Origin of the sequence: Plantactinospora siamensis (assembly GCF_042434095.1) — a bacterium.
Taxonomy (GTDB): domain Bacteria; phylum Actinomycetota; class Actinomycetes; order Mycobacteriales; family Micromonosporaceae; genus KBS50.
In genome coordinates, this window is the sequence record NZ_JBHLUE010000011.1 from 119,971 (window position 1) to 136,935 (window position 16,965).

The following is a 16,965-nucleotide window of genomic DNA, read 5'->3' on the forward strand; positions in this document are numbered from 1 at the left end:
GGATCGGGCCCGTCATGCTCCTTTTGCGTACGGCAGAAACCCCCTGCGGACGGATGGAGGCCGCGGTCCCACCCGCCACGATGAACGGGTGGGACGCGACGCGTCGACGCAGGCCTTACCCGGAACACCCGGACGCGCCACCGGTTCCCCGTCCGGTGACGCGTCCGGGCCGGCGGCCATCTCCGGTCAGCGAAGACCCGGACCGGCCGGCGCCTTGACCAGGAAGATGTCCTGTCGGTTGCCCGGCGTGCCGGTCGTGGCGGTGAAGGCCGCCACGAAGCTGTGCCAGGTGTGCCCCAGCGAGACGTACGAGCCGATATACGGACCGCCCGACCAGGGCAGCGCCGTCTCGATGTCGAAGGAGCCGAACAGATGCCCCTCGCGCCAGTCATCGCCACCGGTCGCGCATCGGGCGCCCCGGCAGGTCGCCAGCCACACGTCGGTGGCCGTGCCCGGGCCGGGGGAGTCGGCGCGGAAGTCGTAGTACGTCACACCCACCGTCCCGTCGCCGGTCACCTCGACCTGCGGCAGGAACGCCTGGCCGGCGCGGGGGTTGGCGGTCGCGGGGGTGCGGTTCACCCGTACCGGCGCGGTCCAGGTCCGGCCGCCGTCGGCCGAGCTGGCCAGCGCGACGTCGCTGTTGGCCGCGGAGAGCCCCTGCTGTCCCCAGACCACGTACACCCGGCCCGTCCGCCGGTCCACCGCGATGTCCGGGTTGATCCCCGGCGACGGTACGACGGCGCCGGTGTCCGGCAGCACGGGCTGGTTGATCTGCTGCTCGGTGACGGTGATGGGCTCGGACCAGGTCAGGCCGTGGTCGCTGGAGCGCATGACGCGGACCTTGCTCTGCACGGCCACCGGCGGCCCGCCGAGCGGGAAGGCCTTCTCCACGAACAGGTCCAGCAGGGTGCCGTCCGGCAGCCGCACGATCTGGCTGCCGAAGGTGCCGGCGCCGTCCGGCGTGGGCCGGTAGATCGCCCGCGGCGCCTCGTAGCTGCGACCGCCGTCCGTGCTGCGGGCCAGCATGATCTCGTGGTGGGCGATCGGGATCTGGCCCCGGTTCCAGGTGACGTAGACGTAGCGCGGGTCCACCGGATCCGCGGTCACGCTCGGCTTGTCGTTCCAGTACGAGGCGACGTCATCGGTGATCACCGGAACCGGACCGGTCCAGCTCCCGCCGAGGTCGGTCGAACGGGCCACCAGGACCTGCGAGGTGCCCGGCCGACTGAACGAGCCGGCGCTGAGGTACGCGACGCCGCCGGCGCCGACGCTCACCCAGGGGCTGCCGGTACGGTCCTGGTCACCGCCGCTGCACTTGGTGAAACCCGGCGCCACGCTGTTGTGCCAGGTGGCCCCGCCGTCCGTCGTGCTGGCCAGGCCGATGCCGTTGGCATTGCCGAAGTTGCGCCGGTCCTGCTGCCAGGCGGCGATCATCCGCCGGGGATGCCGCGGGTCCACGGCGAGCCAGGGCTCGAGTTCGGTGCCCACGTCGACGGTCTCGGTGGGCGGCCCGGCGGTGCAGCCGGCGAGCGGGCTCGGCCCGCTGAGTGTGACGGTGTCCGACCGGATGTGCGCGGAGGCCGGGCCGGGCGCGGCCACCGGGATCACCACGGTGGCGGCCGCCAGGACGGCCGGGATGGATCGTTTCCAGAGCATCGGTTCTCCTCACGAGGGCGGTGCGGTGTGATCCAGGCTCCGGCCGGGCGCTGCCGATCGGCTCGTTCCCGGCCGGGTGTTACGGACCGTCAGGTTCCAGAGGATCGGTCGAGGCTCGCTCGGCGGATGCTCGTCCGCCGGGGACCAGGGCCACCGTCCCGCGATGGCGGGAACCGGGTTCCACGCCCGCCAGGCCGCGCCGACCGCAATCACCACCCCCAAGGAGAGTGAGATGGGAGTCTCCCGCCGATCCGTACTGCAATGGGGCGCCACCTCGGCACTGGGCCTCGCCGTGCCGGCCGCGCTGTCGGGCTGCAGCAGCCCCGTGACGGGCAAGGACCTCCGCAGCGACATACCGCTGCCCCAGCCCTTCACCCGGGCCCTGCCCGTGCCACCGGTGCTCGCGCCGACCCGGACCGACGGCACGACCGACTACTACGAGCTGACCGCCAAGGAGGGGACGGCCGAGATGGTCCCCGGGCACCGGACCCGGATCTGGGGCTACAACGGGATCTTCCCCGGACCGACCATCGAGGCCCGCAGCGGCCGGCGGGTGGTCGTGGAGCACCGCAACGAACTCCCGGTGCCGACCACCGTCCACCTGCACGGTGGCCACACCCCGCCGGACAGCGACGGGTACCCCACCGATGTCCTGGTGCGGGCCGGCGCCGAACTCCCGCACCCCAAGGGGCACGCGCCGATGCCGCACGACGCCTTCTCGGTGGCCAGGGGCAGCCGCACCTACACGTACCCGTTGAAGCAGCGCGCCATGACGCTCTGGTACCACGACCACCGGATGGACTTCACCGGACCGCAGGTCTACCGCGGCCTGGCCGGGTTCCACCTGGTACGCGACGACGAGGACGACCGGTTGCCGCTGCCGCGGGGTGACCGGGAAATTCCACTGATGATCACCGATCGAGCGTTCGACGAGGACGGTCAGCTCAAGTACCCGTCGCTGGACTCCACGCTGTTGCGCGAATCGGGCGTGGAGAACAGCTACATGAAGGGTGTCCTGGGCGACGTCATCATGGTCAACGGCGTGCCCTGGCCGCTGCTGGAGGTGTCGGCCACCCGCTACCGGTTCCGGTTGCTGAACGCGTCCAACGCCCGCAGGTACGAGTTGGAGCTGGACCCGGCGCCGCCGGGTGCGCCGGCGTTCACCCAGATCGGCAGCGACGGAGGGCTGCTGGACCGGCCGCGCCAGCATCAACGGATCCCGATCGCGCAGGCCGAACGGTTCGATCTGATCATCGACTTCTCGCGCTACAAGGTGGGCGACGAGGTGACGCTGGTCAACAAGATCGGCGAGAAGGGCACCGCGCAGGTGATGCGGTTCCGCGTCGTGCGTCGGGCCACCGACGACAGCCGGATCCCGGCCACCCTGTCCGACCTGGGCATCTACGACGAGCTGCACGGGAACGAGGACAGCGTCGCGCGGGACTTCAAGTTCAACGGCGGCGACCCCTGGCAGATCAACGACAAGGTCTTCGACGTCAACCGCATCGATGCCAATCCCAAGCTGGGCAGCACCGAGGTGTGGAAGCTGCGGACCAACCAGCACCACCCGGTGCACCTGCACATGCTGCAGTTCAAGCTGCTCAGCCGGAAGGGCAAGCCGCCCCGCGCGACCGATGCCGGCTGGAAGGACACCCTCGACCTGTTCCCCGGCGAGGACACCCTGATCGTGGCCCGCTGGAACGGCTATCCGGGCCGGTACGTCTTCCACTGCCACAACCTGGAGCACGAGGACATGGCCATGATGGCCAACATCCAGGTGGAGTAGGCCCGGGCGGGCTCCGTCCGGGCTCCAGCCATCTGCGGTCGCCGCCCGCAGGATCGGCCGCAATGGCGAGGAGGACGCAGATGACGATCAGCAAGGTTCTGTATCGCACCGGGGCCACCGCGCAGGGCGGCCGCTCCGGCAAGGTGTGTTCGGACGACGGCGAGCTGAATCTCGACCTGGCGGCGCCGCCCGAACTGGGCGGCGACGGCGGCGTGGGGACCAACCCCGAGCAGCTGTTCGCGGCCGGCTACGCGGCCTGTTTCCAGTCGGCGCTGCTCGCGGTCGCCGAGGGGTACGGCGTCGACCTGAGCCGGTGCGCGGTGCGGGTCGACATCGAGATCGGGCCGACCGGTCGGGGTGGGATGGGCCTCGGCGTCGAGATCGGGCTGGCCGACCCGGAGTCCGACGCGGCCGAGCTGACCCGGCTCGCCAGCCGGGCCCACCGGCTGTGCCCGTACTCGCGGGCCGTGGAGGGCAATGTGGAGGTCAGGCTGACCGTACAGGGCGCGCCGGCGCAGCTGGGGTGATCCCGTCGGCCAGCGGCGCCGGCCACTCGTCGTCGTCCGGGCCGTCGCGATCGCAGCGGTCCGGCCGGCGGCTCAACTCGCGTCGCTGGTACCACTCGGTGCCGAGCAGCAGCGTCCGGTCCGGCGCGGACAGGGCCAGCACGTTCGCCGGCCCGTGTCCGCGGGCGAGCTGGGAGCGGTGCGACCGAAGCGCCCGCCACTTCGCCTCCTGCCACGGCCGCACGTCCAAGGCCACGTCGATGGCGTCGTCCGACACCCCCATCCCGCGCTGCAGCGGCGGCAGCACCACGCCGGCGGTCGCCAGCGCCCGGACCACCCGCTCCACCGCCGTCCGCGGCCAGGTGACCAGCAGGAGCGTCCGGACCCGCCAGGGTGGGCCGGCCGACGGCAGCACCGCCGGATGGGCGGCCGCCTCGACGGCCGCGAGCGTGGCCCGGTGCGTACGCACGTGGTCCGGATGCCCGTATCCGCCGCCGGCGTCGTAGGTGACGACGACATCGGGACGCGACCGGCGTAGCTCACCGGTCAACCGGTCGGTCACCTCGTCCAGGTCGGCCCCGCAGAGCGAGCCCGGGCCTGCGTCGGCCCGGTGCCCCGAGTCGCCGTAACCGAGCAGCCGGGGCGGCTCGGCGCCGAGCACCGCCAGGCTCTCGGCCAGCTCGGCCACCCGCGGACCGCCGGGCTCGGCGGCGCAGGTGAGCACCGCCGTCGACCAGCCGCGGGCGGCGGCCCGCAGGAGCAGCCCACCCGTCCAGAGCGCCTCGTCGTCGGGATGAGCGTGCACGCAGAGTACGGAGGGGGCGCTGGGCATCGCTGCTCCCGGTGCCGGCGTCGCCGGGCTTGGCGCGCGCGAGGTAAGGGCTTGAGACGTCGGCTCCGGCGGAGCGGAGCGGAGATCCACTCGAACGAGCTTCCAGCCCGCCGCGAGGAGGCGCAGCCAGCATAACGTCGCCCGGCCGTCCGGTGTGGCCGGAGAAGCGGAGGAGCCGTGAACCTGACACTGAGCGACCGGCGGGTGCTCGTTACGGGCGGAACCCGGGGGGTCGGCCGGGCGGCGCTGCTCGGCTTCGCCCGCGCCGGCGCCCGGGTAGCCACCTGTTACCACCACGACGAGGACGCCGCGAACGCGCTGCGCCGCGAGCTCGACGATCTGGGCGCCAAGCACCTCGTGGTCGCCGCCGACGTCACCTCGGCGACCGATGTGGCCCGGCTCGCCGACGAGGTCGGGCGGGCCTTCGGCGGGCTCGACGTGCTGGTCAACAACGTCGGCGCGGACGGGAGCGCCCACCTGGGCGACCTGGAGCCCGCGGAGTGGCACCGGCTGGTGAACCTCGACCTGACCTCGTACTACCTCACGACCCGCGCGGTGCTGGGGCTGCTCGCCGACGGTTCGTCCGTGGTCAACGTCGGCGCCTCCAGCGCGCTGCGCGGCCGTCCGGACGCGGTGCACTACACCGCCGCCAAGGCCGCGGTGATCGGACTCTCCCGGTCACTGGCCAAGGAGCTCGGCCGGCGCGGGATCCGGGTCAACACGGTGGCGCCGGGTCTGATCGACCCGCCCGAGGGCACCGGCCTGCCACCGCACGTGCTGGCCAACGTTCGCGCCATGACGGCGCTGAACCGGCTCGCCACCCCGGAGGACATTGCCGGCGCCGTGTTGTACCTCGGCAGTGACCTCTCCCGGTACGTGACCGGGGTCACTCTGAACGTCGATGGAGGAATGTGATGCCGTACGCAGCGATCACCTACCGGATCAAGCCCGGGCACGAGGACGAGATCGCCGCCATCTTCTCCGGATTCCGTCGCGTCGACACCCCGGTGATGCGCAACGACGACGGCGCCGGGCGGCTGCTGGGGACCGCCGTGTTCATCAAGGATGATGTGCTGGTCCGGGTCATCCACTACGAGGGCGAATTCTCGGCCGTCGCCCGCCACATGGCCGCCCAGTCGGGTGTGCACACCCTCGAGGAGCAGCTCGCGCCGTACCTTGCCCACCAGCGCGACACCGGCAGCGCGGAGGGGTTCGGCGCGTACTTCCGGGACGCCACCATGCGATGCGTCTCCCAACTCTCCGTCGACACCCACCCGGCCGCCCGATGACCGCCCCGGACCGGCGGCTGGCGGTGGTGGGGCTGGGCGGCATGGGCGGGGGCGTGGCCCGCCGCCTGGTCGCGGCCGGCCTGGCCCCGACGGTGTTCAACCGCACCCGGTCCAGGGTCGATCCCCTGGTCGCCGCCGGCGCCAGGGCGGCGGCCAGCGCCGCCGAGGCCGCCGCGACCGCCGACATCGTCATGGTGAGCCTGAGCGACGAGCGGGCCGTGGAGGAGGTGCTGTTCACCGAGATGCTGCCGGTGCTGCGGCCCGGCACGGCGGTGGTGGAGATGACCACGCTCGCCCCGGAGTACGCCCGGGAGGCGGCCCGCCGGCTCGGCGAGATCGGCGTGCGGCGGGTGGAAGCCTGTCTGGTCGGCAATCCGGAGATGGCCCAGGCCGGCCAGCTCCGGGTGTTCGTGGCCGGCGAGCGGGCCGACGTGGACGACCTGCGGCCCGTCTTCGACGCGATGGCCCGGCAGGGGATGCTGTACCTCGGTCCGACCGGTCGGGCCGCCGCCATGAAGCTCGCCTTCAACCTGCTGCTCGGGGTGCAGACCGCCGGCCTGGCCGAGGCGGTGGTCTTCGCCGAGCAGGCAGGGCTGGATCGGGAGCTGCTGCTCACCGCGATCCAGAAGAGCGGGTGGCGCTCACCGGTGCTCAACTTCCGGGCCGACTTCATGCGGACCCGCAGCTACGAGCCGGCCGGCTTCCGGACCGCCCTGATGGCCAAGGACATGCGGCTGGCCGTGGGGGACGCGGAGCGGCAGGGGGTGCCGCTGCCGATGACCCGGCAGGCCGCCCAACGGTACGAGGCTGCCGTCGCCAACGGCGCCGGCGACCGGGACGCCGCCGTCGTCGTCGAACTGCCCACCACGACCGCAAATCCGGTACCAGCGCTGCAGAACGGAGCCACCCGATGACCACCACCCTGACCATCAACGACCGGGACCCGCAGAGCATCCTCCGGCTGGGCACTGCCTTCTGCGAGGCCAAGGCCCTGCTCACCGGGCTCGAGGTCCGGCTCTTCGACCACCTGCACGAGGCGGGTCCGCTGGCCGCCGCGGCCATCGCCGAGCGGCTGTCGCTGCACCTTCGCGGCGTGCCGCACTTCCTGGACCTGCTGGTCACCATGAACGTGTTGACCCGGTCGGAGGACGGCTACGCCAACAGCCCGGCGACGGACCGCTACCTGGTCCGCTCGGAGCCGTCCTACCTGGGCGGGTTCCTGGAGCGGGCGAACCACAACCTCTACCCGGCGTGGGGCCGGCTCGGCGAGGCGCTGCGCACCGGCCGGCAGCAGTCGGCGGCCGACTACCGGGAGATGATCAAGAACCCGCGCGCCCTGCGCCGATTCCTCGACATGATGGACGCGCTGACGAACCGGATCGGCCCGGAACTCGCGGACGCGGTCGACTGGAGCGAGGTACGGACGGTGGTCGACGTCGGCGGGGCCAGGGGCAACCTGCTGTCGCACGTCGTCAAGGCCAATCCGCACCTGAGCGGCATCGTCTTCGACCTGCCGGAGGACGCCGAACCGTTCGCCGAGCACGTGGCGGCCCTCGGGCTGACCGAGCGGATGCGGTTCGAGCCGGGCAGCTTCTTCACCGATCCGCTGCCGGCCGCCGACGCCGTGGTGATCGGGCACGTGCTGCACGACTGGTCTCCGCAGGAGCGGGCCATGCTGGTCGGCAAGGCGTTCGAGGCGCTGACGCCGGGTGGATTCCTGGTCATCTACGACCCGATGGTCGACCACGAACTGAGCCACCCGGAGAACCTCGTGGTGAGCCTGGACATGCTGCTCACCACCGACGGCGGCTCCGAGTACAGCCCGGAGGAGGCGCGCGGCTGGCTGCGCGACGCCGGCTTCGTCTCGGTCACCGAGCGGCCGCTCGCCGACAGCGACACGCTGCTGGTCGCGCGCAAGCCGGCGGCCGCCTGATGGAGGTGGGCGTCGGGCTGCCGGCCACGGTGCCGGGGGTGAGCGGGGCAGCCCTGGTGGACTGGGCGGTACGTGCCGAGCGGCACGGCCTCGCGTCGCTCGGGGTGCTGGACCGGCTCGTCTACGACAACGTGGAGCCGCTGATCGCCCTCGCCGTCGCGGCCGGTGTCACCAACCGGATCCGGCTCACCACGTCCGTGCTGCTGCCGGCGTACCGGGCCGGGGTGGCCGCGCTGGTCAAGCAGCTGTGGAGCGTGAACCGGATCAGCGGCGGTCGCCTCGTGCTCGGGGTGGCCGCCGGCAACCGCGAGGACGACCATGCGGCTGAGGGCACCCGGTTCACCGACCGGGGCCGTCGGCTCGACGCCTTTCTGAGCCGGCTCGGCGCGGCTGGCGATGCGCCGCAACCGGTCGATCCCGGGTCGGCCACCCGGCCACCGGTGCGGCCGGACACCCCGCCGATCCTCGTCGGCGGCCACTCCGCGGCGGCCATGCGCCGGGCGGCCCGCTTCGGGACCGGCTGGATCGCCGGCGGCAGCGCCGCGCTGCCCTACCCGCAGATGGTGGCCCAGCTGCGTTCCGCCTGGACGGACGCCGGCCGGACCGATCGGCCGCGGCTGGTGTCGCTGTGCTACTTCGCCCTCGGTCCGGACGCGGTCGGTGCGGCCCGGGAGTACGTGAACCGGTACTACGCCCACGCCGGCCCGTATGCCGGCAAGGTGCTCGCCTCGGTCGCCACGGACGCCACCGCCGTCCGCCGGGTGGTCGCCGAGCGGGCCGCCGCTGGCGGCGACGAGGTGCTCTTCTTCCCCTGCCGCAGCGATCCTGCGCAGGTGGAGATGCTCGCCGCCGCGCTCGGCTGATCGTCGGGCGCCCCCGCGGCCGCTGGCTGGAAGCCACCGGCCGCGGGGGCCGGCGGCGCCGGGACGCAGCGGCCGATCCCGACACATGGAGGCACGATGACCGTCACCGCTCCTGTCCCTGCCGCCGTCGACCCGGACTGGCTGCGCTGCCCCTCCTGCGCCGAGCTGGTCTACGGTCCCCGGTACCGGCGGTGCCTGCGGGTGTGCCCGCACTGCCAGGCGCACGGCCGGCTCACCGCGGCCGAACGTCTCGACCTGCTCTGCGACCCGGGCTCGGTCCGGCCGCTGCCGGAGCCGATCGTCCCGGAGGACCCGCTGCGGTTCACGGCGTTGCGCCCGTACCCGCAGAGCCTCGCGGCCGCGCGCCGCGGCACGGGCCTGGCCGAGGCCGCGGTCTGCGTGCGGGCCCGCGTGGAGGGCCAGCCGCTGGTGGCGGTCGTGCTCGACTTTCGCTTCCTGGGCGGCAGCATGGGCACGGCGGTCGGCGCGGCCGTGACCGGCGCGGCGCAGCTGGCGCTGCGCTGCCGGCTGCCGCTGCTGCTGGTCACGGCCTCCGGTGGGGCGCGGATGCAGGAGGGGGCGCTGTCGTTGATGCAGATGGCCACCACCAGCCAGGCGATGGCCGCGCTGGACGCGGCCGGGCTGCTGACGATCACCGTGGTCACCGATCCGACGTACGGCGGGGTGGCCGCCTCGTTCACGCTGCTGTCCGATGTGGTGCTCGCGGAACCGGGCGCGCACCTGGGTTTTGCCGGGCCGCGGGTGATCGCCCAGACCACCCGGCAGCAGCTGCCCGAGGGTTTCCAGACGGCCGAGTTCCTGCTGGCCAACGGCCTCGTGGACGACGTGGTGCCGCGGGCGGCGTTGCGCGGCGCCGTGGGTCGGCTGTTGCGGACCGGCGCCGGGCCGGAGCCGGCGTCCCCGAGCGGCGCCGGGCCAGAGCCGGCGTCCCCGAGCGGCGCCGGGCCAGAGCCGGCGCCGCGGACCGGCGAAGGATCGGATCGGGCGCTCCGGAACGGCGATGGGCCGGCACCGGCGCCGTCCGGTCCGAGCGGGACGACCGCCGCCGGGGAAGACCTTGCGGCGCCGGCGGCGCGCCCGGCCTGGGAGGCCGTCTCGCTCGCCCGGCGGGCCGGGCGACCCACCACGGCCGACTACCTCAGCTACCTGCTCACCGACTTCCACGAGCTGCACGGCGACCGGATCGGTGGCGACAGCCGGGCCATCATCGCCGGTCTCGGCCTGCTCGGCGGGCGCCGCGTGGCGGTCATCGGGCACGACAAGGGCCACCGGACCACCGAGCGGGTGGCCCGCAACTTCGGAATGGCGACGCCGGCCGGCTACCGCAAGGCGGCGCGGATCATGCGGCTCGCCGCCAAGCTGGGCCTGCCGGTGATCACCCTCATCGACACGCCCGGCGCCGATCCCGGGCCGCAATCCGAGCGGACCGGCCAGGCCGTCGCCATAGCCGAGAACCTGCGGCTGATGTCCGAGCTCCCGGTGCCGGTGGTGAGCGTCGTGATCGGCGAGGGCGGGAGCGGTGGCGCGCTCGCGCTGGCCGTGGGCAACCTCGTGTACGCGATGGAGAACGCCACGTACTCGGTGATCAGCCCGGAGGGTTGCGCGGCCATCCTGTGGAAGGACCCGGCCGCCGCTCCGCTGGCTGCCGAGGCGCTCGGCCTCACCCCCGACCGGCTGCTGGCGTACGGGGTGCTGGACGGCGTCGTGCCGGAACCGCCGGGCGGCGCGCACGAGGATCCGGTGGCGGCCGCCGAACTGCTCAGGATCGTCCTCGACGCGGCCCTCGACCGGCTGGCCGGGCTCGGCCCCGAGCAGCTCCGCGCGCAGCGGCGGCAGCGATTCCAGGCCATCGGGGCGCGGTCCGGCGGGTCCGAGCCGGCGGCTGCGCCCGGTTCGACGGCCGCGCCGGACCGGTGACGGAGCGTGTGACCGGCAACTCCAGCGGATTACGAGGGCCCACCGGCAGAGTCAATCTTCGATGAGCAGCGGCCGGGGCGGGGACCGTCCCGACACGCCCGGATCCTGAGCGGTACGCGCCCTAATGGCGGATCGGCGGGGACGATGGTGCTGACGCTGTCTCAGTACGGGGGGAGGGACGCCGCGGTGGTGGTCGGGACTCAGCCGGCCCTGTCCGGCGTCGCGTACCGAGTGGGGGAGGGGCAGATGCAGTTCCGGATCCTCGGACCGCTGGAGATTCTCGCGGACGGCGTCGAACTGACGCCGACCACGCCGAAGTTGCGCCAGGTGCTCGCGTTGCTGCTCGTGCAGCACGGCAAGCTGGTGCAGACGGATGAGTTCGTCGATGAGCTGTGGGGGGACGACCCGCCGTCGAGCGCGCTGGCCACGCTGCAGACCTACATCTACAAGCTTCGCAAGCTGCTCTCGGCCGAGCCTTCTCAGGGAGGCGAGGGGCTGCTGCGGACCAGGGCGAACGGGTACGGGCTCTATCTGAGCGGTCAGGAGCTGGACCTGTGCGGGTTCGGCCGGCTGGTCGAGCAGGCCCGGGAGCTGCACGAACGTGGCGAGCACAGTGAGACGGCCACATTGCTCAACTCCGCATTGTCCCTCTGGCGGGGCGCGGCGCTGTCCGACGTCGTACAGGGCAACGTGCTGCGCGCCGAGGCTGCCCGGCTCGAGGAATGGCGGCTGCAGGCCCTGGAGATGCGGGTGGACGCCGAGCTCTGCCTCGGCCGGCACCGGGAACTGCTCGTCGGGCTCACCTCGCTGGCCGCGGAGCACCCGCTGCACGAGGGGTTCCAGGCCAAGCTGATGCTCGCGCTGCATCGGTCCGGGCGCAGATACGAGGCGCTGTCGCTGTACAACCGGGTCTGTGAACTGCTCGACGGCGAGCTCGGGTTGGAGCCGTCGCCCGAGCTGGCTCGGTTGCACCGGACGCTGCTCGCGGCGCCGGAGAGCGGTGCGGGCGACCCGGAACACATCCTGGTCGGCCCCGGTGATCGACCATTTCCGACGCCGGCTCAACTTCCCCCCGGCATCCCCGACCTGACCGGCCGCGACGAGGCGGTGGCCAGGATCGAGCTTCAGGTGCTGGGCTCGGTCGGCGAATCGCGATCGACGTCCGTGGTGACCGTGGTGGGTGGCCCGGGAGTTGGCAAGACCACCCTGGCCGTGCACGCGGCGCACCGGTTGGCGGTGCACTTCCCGGCCGGGCAGCTCTTCGTCGACCTGGGCAGCGGCACCGGGTCGCCGGCCGACCCGCACCTCGTGCTGGACCGGCTGCTCCGGGCCCTCGGCGTGCCGCCGCAGCGGGTGCCCGCCACGACGGAGGAACGCGGCCAACTGCTTCGTAGCGTCACCGCCGGCCGGCGGCTGCTGCTGGTGCTCGACGACGCCGCGAGCGACCGTCAGGTACAGGCGTTGCTGCCCGGCGCCGGCGGTCCGGCGGTGCTGGTGACCGGGCAGCGGCTGACCATACCGGCGGCGGGGGAGCGGATCGTGCTCGACCGGTTGAGCCGGCACGACGGGGTGTCGCTGCTGACCAGGATGATCGGTGCGGAGCGGGTGGCGGCCGAGCCCGCGGCGGCCGCCCGGATCGTGGAACTGTGTGGCGGCCTACCGCTCGCGCTGCGGATCGTCGGGACCCGGCTCGCGGTGATCTGGCGGTGGTCGCTGTCCTGGGCGGCCGACCACCTCGCCGATTCGGGTAACCGGCTGGGCCTCCTGCGGTACGCGGACCTGGATGTGCGGGCAAGCTTCGACGCCGCGCTGGCCCGGCTCGGCGAGACCGAGCGGGCCGCGGCGGTGCTGCTCGGTTCGCTCCCCGGGCGGGACTTCGGGGTGGACGAAGCGGCACGGCTGCTCGGATTGCGCCCGGACGGCGCCGAGACCCTGCTCACCGGTCTCGTCGATGCGTTCCTGCTCCGGCCCGTCGGCCGGCACGGCTCGGGGTTGCGGTATCGGATCGACGAACTGCTCCACCTGTACGTGCAGGCCCGGCTGGACGAGCTGGTCCACGACCGCCCCACCGGTCCGGAACCGTCGCTGCCGAACGGTGGCGTGCTGCTGTTCGACTCCGGCGTGGCCGGCCTGATCCGGGCCCGCCGGATCAGCGCCCTGCCGGACCGCCGCGACGCCCGGGACGCCTCGCGGCACGCCGCCGATCGCTGGGACCGCTGGCCCGAGGACGCGGGCGGCTCCGAATACCCCTTCACCGGTCGGATCGCCGGCTGACCCGCCAGGCGGCTGACCTACCAGCCACTGGGCCGGCCGTGCCGGAGGAAGACGCCGTGTGGGCCGTCGTCGGGCAGCTCGACGGCCGCCACGACGTCGCCGGCGGCATCGGTGGTCGACCGGGACGCCTGCGGCATCATCCGGGTGCGGACCATGCCCGGGTTGACCGCGTTCACCAGCACGCCGGTGCCGGCCAGTTCGGCGGCCAGCAGGACGGTGACCGCGTTCAGCATGGCCTTGGACACCGAGTACGCGGGGGCGCCCGCGAACAGCCCGTTGCTGAACGCCCCGGTGCCGCTGGACACCATCACCACCCGACCCCAGCCCCGGCTCACCATGTCCGGTACGAAAACCTGGCACACCTGCCAGCTGCCGAGGGCGTTGACGGCGAGGGTCCGCCGTACCAGCGAGAGATCCACGCCGGACGGCGGGGCGCCGTCGTCGAGCAGCACACCGGCGTTGTTGACCAGGACGTCCACCGGCCCGCAGACCTCCCGGGCCCGGCACACGCTCCCCGCGTCGGTGACGTCGAGGGTCACCGGTACGACGTCGGGCGCGATGGCCGCGGCCGCCTGTTGGGCGGCGACGCCGTCCCGGGCCGCGAGCATGACCCGGTAGCCGAGGCGGTGCAGCAGGGCACAGACGGCCGCTCCGATTCCCCGGTTTCCGCCGGTGACCAGGGCGTTCCGGGGCGTTCCGGCGGTGGCGGCTGGTGCGATCTCGGTCATGCCGGCAGCATGCCCGGTCGGTCTGGACGACCGGTCGTGTGCGGTCGGTGCCACCGAGCGGTCCTCGACGGGTCCACGAGCGTCGGGCGGCAGGGTTGACGGTGCCGAAACCCGTCGTCGGAGGGCTGAGCCATGCGCGTGCTGTTCACCACTTGGGCCTGGCCGTCGCACCTGTACGCCATGGTGCCGCTGGCGTGGGCGATGCGGGCCGCGGGGCACGACGTACGGGTGGCGGTGCCGCCCGCGCTCGTCGACACCGCGGTCGCCACCGGGCTGACCCCCGTACCGGTCGGTCGGGACGTCGACGCGGTGGCCGAGTTCCGGCGCTTCGCCGGGCGGGGACCGCGGCCCGCTCCGGCGCCGCTGGCGCCCGGCGCCACTCGGCCCGTGCCGCGTGCGCTGCGGGTGTTCGCCGACATCGCGGCGGCGATGGCGCCCGACCTGATCGAAACCGTCCGGTCCTACCGGCCGGAGCTGCTGGTGTACGACCCGACGGCGTGGGCCGGCGCGGTCGCGGCCGCGGCGGGCGGGGTGCCGAGCCTGCGCCACGCGTACGGCCTGGATCTGCTCGTCCGGGCCCGCGAGGTGGTCGTGGAGCTGCTGGCCCCGATCGCCGACCGGCACGGCCTGGCGCCGGTCGACCCGGCCGCCGCCCCGACGCTCGACCCGTGCCCGGCGGCCTTGCAGGTACCCGCGCTGGTGGACCGGATCGAGCTGCGCTACCTCGGCTTCAACGGGCCCGGAGCGGCGCCGGTGCTGCCCGCGCGGCCGGCCGGGCGGCCCCGGGTGGTGGTCAGCTGGGGCCACACGATGGCCAGACTGGACCCCGGCTACCTGCTGGCAGGGCCGATCGCCGCGGCGCTGGCCGGGGCGGGCTTCGACGTGCTGGTGGCGGCCAGCCGTCCCCAGGTTGGGCTGCTCGGCCCGCTGCCGACCGGGGTACGGGTGGTCCCGGACGCGCCGCTGGGACTCGTGCTGGACGGCTGCGCGGCGTTCGTCGGCCACGGCGGGGCGGGGTCGATGCTGACCGCGCTGTCCCGTGGGGTGCCGCAGCTGCTGGTGCCGCAGCTGCCCGACCACGCCGCACACGCCGGGCGGCTGGCGGACCTCGGCGCGGCGCGGCAGATCGCCCGGGACGCCGAGTTCGGGCCGGACCAGGTGGTCGCGGCGGTCCGGGAGCTGGTCTCCGAGGATCGCTACCGCGTCCGGGCGGCGGAGCTGGCCGCGGTGATGGCCGCCGCGCCGACCCCGGCCGCGCTGGTCGAGCCGTTGCTGGGCGGGGCCGGGCGCCTCGTGAGCGCCGTCGGCTGAGCGGGCCGGCGGTGCCCTCCGGGCAGGGGCGAGCGGGGCCCGAGCTGCGATCCGGCCCCGCGGCCGCTCCAGGTCGGGCCGGCTGGCGAACCGGCCCCGACCCCCAGGCGGGGTCGGGGCCGGTGTCCGGCGCGGGACCGGATCAGTGGGCGGCGGCGGCCGGCCGGGCTGTTCCGTCGGCCGACCCGGCCGGCGCGGCCGCCGGCGCGCCGCCGTCCCGGACGGACAGCTGCGACAGGCAGCGCATGGCGCTGCCGGTGAGCGTCGCCACGAAACCCTCGACCGTCTCGGTGTGCCGGGGCGCGGAGAGATAGGGCTTGAGCCGGCGCTCCACCTCCTGGACCCCCGGCTGCCCGGCCATGAACCGGGCCACGTCCTCGAGCCGGCCCTCGTACTCGATGAACCGGACCATCGTGGCGCCCCGGATGAACAGCGCGGTGCCCAGGATCCGGCCCACCGTACGGCCCTGCGCGTCGGTGACCCCGGGGTTGCCGACCCGCCGGAAGCCGGAGAAGATGGCCGCGATCTCATCCTCGCAGTCCGGCCGGATGTCGTAGGTGATGGCGGCGATGGGCATGACGGGCTCCTTCGGGTACGGGGTGGGAAGTGGCGCCGGCGGTCAGCGGCCGGTGAGCACCGGTAGCGCGGCCAGCCCTCGGATGACGAGGTTGTCCCGGTAGGTCAGCTCGGCACCGGCCAGGCGCAGGTGCGGCACGCGGCGCACCAGCGTGCCGAGCGCGATCTGCCCCTCCAACCGGGCCAGGGCCGCCCCCAGGCAGAAGTGGATGCCACCGTCGAAGGACAGGTGGCGGTTGTTCCGCCGGCCCAGATCGAGCCGGTCCGGGTCGGGAAACACCGCCGGGTCGCGGTTCGCCGCTCCGCGCAGCAGGACGACCTGCTCACCCGCCCGGATGGCCTGGCCACCGACCTCGGCGTCGGCCAACGCGGTCCGCCGGCTGAGCTGCGTCGGCGGGTCGAATCTGAGCAGCTCCTCCACCGCGGACGCGATCAGGCCGGGGTCCGCGCGGAGCCGCGCAAGCTGGTCCGGGTGGCGGAGCAGGGCCAGCGTGCCGTTGCCGATGAGATCCATGGTGGTCTCGTGGCCGGCGACATAGAGCAGGATGCAGGTGGTCAGCAGCTCTTCCTCGGTCAGCCGGCCGTCCCCGTCGCGCACCGCCACCAGCTCGCTGAGCAGGTCGTCCGCGGGTTCCCGGCGGCGATGCGCCAGCAACTCACGGAAATAGCCGTCGAACGTCGTGAAGGCCTCCGCTCGGCGGCGCAGCTCCTCGGGCGTGTGCCGGAAGTCCGGGTCGACACCGCGGGCGACCAACCGGGACAGCTCCTTGATCGCCTCCCGGTCACCGGCCGGCACCCCGAGCAGCTCGCTGATCACGGTGGCCGGCAGCGGATAGCCCAGATCGGCGATGATGTCCGCCCGGCCCCGCTCCAGCGCCACATCGATCATGCCGTCGACGATCTCCTGGATCCGCTCGCCCATCGCCGCCACGGTCCGCGGCGTGAAGGCCCGGCTCACCAACGAGCGCAGCCGGGTGTGCTCGGGCGGATCGAGCAGGATGAACGGCAGGCTGCGGCCACCGACCGGACGGCGGAAGGTGTTGTTCCGCAGCGTGGTGGTGCCGTGGCCGAACCGCGGATCCCGGAACACCGACGAGCAGTCGTGATATCCGCTGATCAGCCAGTGGCCGCGGGGCGTCCGGAACACCGGTGCCCGCTCGCGCAGCCGCCGGTACACCGGGTACGGGTCGGCGCGGTGCGCCGGGTCGAACGGGTCGAGATCCGCCCCCGGACGGCCCGGTGCGGCCTCGGTGGTGTCGGTCATGTTGGTGCT

The 16,965-nt window shown here is 73.7% G+C and carries 15 protein-coding genes; 10 read left to right on the forward strand and 5 right to left on the reverse strand.

Going from position 1 to position 16,965, the window contains the following annotated elements; genetic code table 11:
• Nucleotides 1-186: 186 nt before the first annotated feature.
• Entirely contained in the window at nucleotides 187-1,656 is a 1,470-nt protein-coding gene (locus ACFFHU_RS13640; RefSeq protein WP_377338763.1) for a sialidase family protein, read from the reverse strand.
• 163 nt (nucleotides 1,657-1,819) lie between these two features.
• Here ACFFHU_RS13640 and ACFFHU_RS13645 point away from each other — a divergent pair, with 163 nt between their 5' ends.
• Together ACFFHU_RS13645 and ACFFHU_RS13650 are read left to right on the forward strand one after the other, a co-directional pair.
• The gene (locus tag ACFFHU_RS13645; protein WP_377338765.1) at nucleotides 1,820-3,442 is read left to right on the forward strand and encodes a multicopper oxidase family protein; all 1,623 of its coding nucleotides are present in this window, start codon (nucleotides 1,820-1,822) and stop codon (nucleotides 3,440-3,442) included.
• An 80-nt stretch (nucleotides 3,443-3,522) separates the two neighbouring features.
• Complete coding sequence (locus ACFFHU_RS13650) at nucleotides 3,523-3,969, forward strand: Ohr family peroxiredoxin (RefSeq protein WP_377338767.1); 447 nt, start codon at nucleotides 3,523-3,525, stop codon at nucleotides 3,967-3,969.
• Here the strand turns inward: ACFFHU_RS13650 and ACFFHU_RS13655 are convergent.
• Complete coding sequence (locus ACFFHU_RS13655) at nucleotides 3,929-4,780, reverse strand: PIG-L family deacetylase (RefSeq protein ID WP_377338769.1); 852 nt, start codon at nucleotides 4,778-4,780, stop codon at nucleotides 3,929-3,931. The genes ACFFHU_RS13650 and ACFFHU_RS13655 overlap by 41 nt on opposite strands.
• Before the next feature lie 177 nt (nucleotides 4,781-4,957).
• On the opposite strand from ACFFHU_RS13655, the gene ACFFHU_RS13660 reads away from it, so the two are divergent.
• The 7 genes from ACFFHU_RS13660 to ACFFHU_RS13690 all read left to right on the forward strand — a co-directional run bounded on the left by ACFFHU_RS13660 (nucleotide 4,958) and on the right by ACFFHU_RS13690 (nucleotide 13,077).
• Nucleotides 4,958-5,695, forward strand: coding sequence for an SDR family NAD(P)-dependent oxidoreductase (locus tag ACFFHU_RS13660; RefSeq protein WP_377338772.1), 738 nt, complete (start codon nucleotides 4,958-4,960; stop codon nucleotides 5,693-5,695).
• Complete coding sequence (locus ACFFHU_RS13665; protein ID WP_377338774.1) at nucleotides 5,695-6,069, forward strand: SchA/CurD-like domain-containing protein; 375 nt, start codon at nucleotides 5,695-5,697, stop codon at nucleotides 6,067-6,069. The genes ACFFHU_RS13660 and ACFFHU_RS13665 overlap by 1 nt, the downstream gene beginning before the upstream one ends.
• Nucleotides 6,066-6,983, forward strand: a complete 918-nt coding sequence (locus tag ACFFHU_RS13670; RefSeq protein WP_377338776.1) for an NAD(P)-dependent oxidoreductase — start codon at nucleotides 6,066-6,068, stop codon at nucleotides 6,981-6,983. The genes ACFFHU_RS13665 and ACFFHU_RS13670 overlap by 4 nt, the downstream gene beginning before the upstream one ends.
• Nucleotides 6,980-8,002 (forward strand): methyltransferase, encoded by a 1,023-nt coding sequence (locus ACFFHU_RS13675; RefSeq protein WP_377338779.1) that lies wholly within the window; start codon nucleotides 6,980-6,982, stop codon nucleotides 8,000-8,002. The genes ACFFHU_RS13670 and ACFFHU_RS13675 overlap by 4 nt, the downstream gene beginning before the upstream one ends.
• A complete protein-coding gene (locus ACFFHU_RS13680) occupies nucleotides 8,002-8,865 on the forward strand; it encodes an LLM class flavin-dependent oxidoreductase (protein WP_377338780.1) in 864 nt (287 codons plus the stop codon). The genes ACFFHU_RS13675 and ACFFHU_RS13680 overlap by 1 nt, the downstream gene beginning before the upstream one ends.
• 96 nt (nucleotides 8,866-8,961) lie before the next feature.
• Complete coding sequence (gene accA, locus ACFFHU_RS13685) at nucleotides 8,962-10,803, forward strand: acetyl-CoA carboxylase carboxyl transferase subunit alpha (RefSeq protein ID WP_377338782.1); 1,842 nt, start codon at nucleotides 8,962-8,964, stop codon at nucleotides 10,801-10,803.
• Between the two features lie 246 nt (nucleotides 10,804-11,049).
• Entirely contained in the window at nucleotides 11,050-13,077 is a 2,028-nt protein-coding gene (locus ACFFHU_RS13690) for an AfsR/SARP family transcriptional regulator (RefSeq protein ID WP_377338784.1), read from the forward strand.
• A 17-nt stretch (nucleotides 13,078-13,094) separates the two neighbouring features.
• Here ACFFHU_RS13690 and ACFFHU_RS13695 read toward each other — a convergent pair whose 3' ends face one another.
• On the reverse strand, nucleotides 13,095-13,805 hold the full coding sequence (locus ACFFHU_RS13695) for an SDR family NAD(P)-dependent oxidoreductase (RefSeq protein ID WP_377338786.1): 711 nt from the start codon (nucleotides 13,803-13,805) through the stop codon (nucleotides 13,095-13,097).
• A 132-nt stretch (nucleotides 13,806-13,937) separates the two neighbouring features.
• Between ACFFHU_RS13695 and ACFFHU_RS13700 the strand changes: the two genes are divergently transcribed.
• Nucleotides 13,938-15,116 carry a nucleotide disphospho-sugar-binding domain-containing protein gene (locus ACFFHU_RS13700; RefSeq protein WP_377338789.1) on the forward strand — a complete coding sequence of 393 codons (1,179 nt, stop codon included), beginning with the start codon at nucleotides 13,938-13,940 and terminating at the stop codon, nucleotides 15,114-15,116.
• Nucleotides 15,117-15,258: 142 nt separating this feature from the next.
• On the opposite strand, the gene ACFFHU_RS13705 is transcribed toward ACFFHU_RS13700, so the two are convergent.
• Together ACFFHU_RS13705 and ACFFHU_RS13710 are read right to left on the reverse strand one after the other, a co-directional pair.
• Entirely contained in the window at nucleotides 15,259-15,693 is a 435-nt protein-coding gene (locus ACFFHU_RS13705) for a SchA/CurD-like domain-containing protein (RefSeq protein WP_377338791.1), read from the reverse strand.
• Nucleotides 15,694-15,735: 42 nt separating this feature from the next.
• Nucleotides 15,736-16,956, reverse strand: coding sequence for a cytochrome P450 (locus ACFFHU_RS13710; RefSeq protein WP_377338794.1), 1,221 nt, complete (start codon nucleotides 16,954-16,956; stop codon nucleotides 15,736-15,738).
• Nucleotides 16,957-16,965: the final 9 nt, after the last annotated feature.

Excerpts from the sequence above, each read along its gene's own strand:
- ACFFHU_RS13640 (WP_377338763.1), bottom strand. The coding sequence starts at position 1,656 with ATGCTCTGGAAACGATCCATCCCGGCCGTCCTGGCGGCCGCCACCGTG.
- ACFFHU_RS13645 (WP_377338765.1), top strand. The coding sequence starts at position 1,820 with ATGGCGGGAACCGGGTTCCACGCCCGCCAGGCCGCGCCGACCGCAATC.
- ACFFHU_RS13650 (WP_377338767.1), top strand. The coding sequence starts at position 3,523 with ATGACGATCAGCAAGGTTCTGTATCGCACCGGGGCCACCGCGCAGGGC.
- ACFFHU_RS13655 (WP_377338769.1), bottom strand. The coding sequence starts at position 4,780 with ATGCCCAGCGCCCCCTCCGTACTCTGCGTGCACGCTCATCCCGACGAC.
- ACFFHU_RS13665 (WP_377338774.1), top strand. The coding sequence starts at position 5,695 with ATGCCGTACGCAGCGATCACCTACCGGATCAAGCCCGGGCACGAGGAC.
- ACFFHU_RS13670 (WP_377338776.1), top strand. The coding sequence starts at position 6,066 with ATGACCGCCCCGGACCGGCGGCTGGCGGTGGTGGGGCTGGGCGGCATG.
- ACFFHU_RS13675 (WP_377338779.1), top strand. The coding sequence starts at position 6,980 with ATGACCACCACCCTGACCATCAACGACCGGGACCCGCAGAGCATCCTC.
- ACFFHU_RS13680 (WP_377338780.1), top strand. The coding sequence starts at position 8,002 with ATGGAGGTGGGCGTCGGGCTGCCGGCCACGGTGCCGGGGGTGAGCGGG.
- accA (WP_377338782.1), top strand. The coding sequence starts at position 8,962 with ATGACCGTCACCGCTCCTGTCCCTGCCGCCGTCGACCCGGACTGGCTG.
- ACFFHU_RS13690 (WP_377338784.1), top strand. The coding sequence starts at position 11,050 with ATGCAGTTCCGGATCCTCGGACCGCTGGAGATTCTCGCGGACGGCGTC.
- ACFFHU_RS13695 (WP_377338786.1), bottom strand. The coding sequence starts at position 13,805 with ATGACCGAGATCGCACCAGCCGCCACCGCCGGAACGCCCCGGAACGCC.
- ACFFHU_RS13700 (WP_377338789.1), top strand. The coding sequence starts at position 13,938 with ATGCGCGTGCTGTTCACCACTTGGGCCTGGCCGTCGCACCTGTACGCC.
- ACFFHU_RS13705 (WP_377338791.1), bottom strand. The coding sequence starts at position 15,693 with ATGCCCATCGCCGCCATCACCTACGACATCCGGCCGGACTGCGAGGAT.
- ACFFHU_RS13710 (WP_377338794.1), bottom strand. The coding sequence starts at position 16,956 with ATGACCGACACCACCGAGGCCGCACCGGGCCGTCCGGGGGCGGATCTC.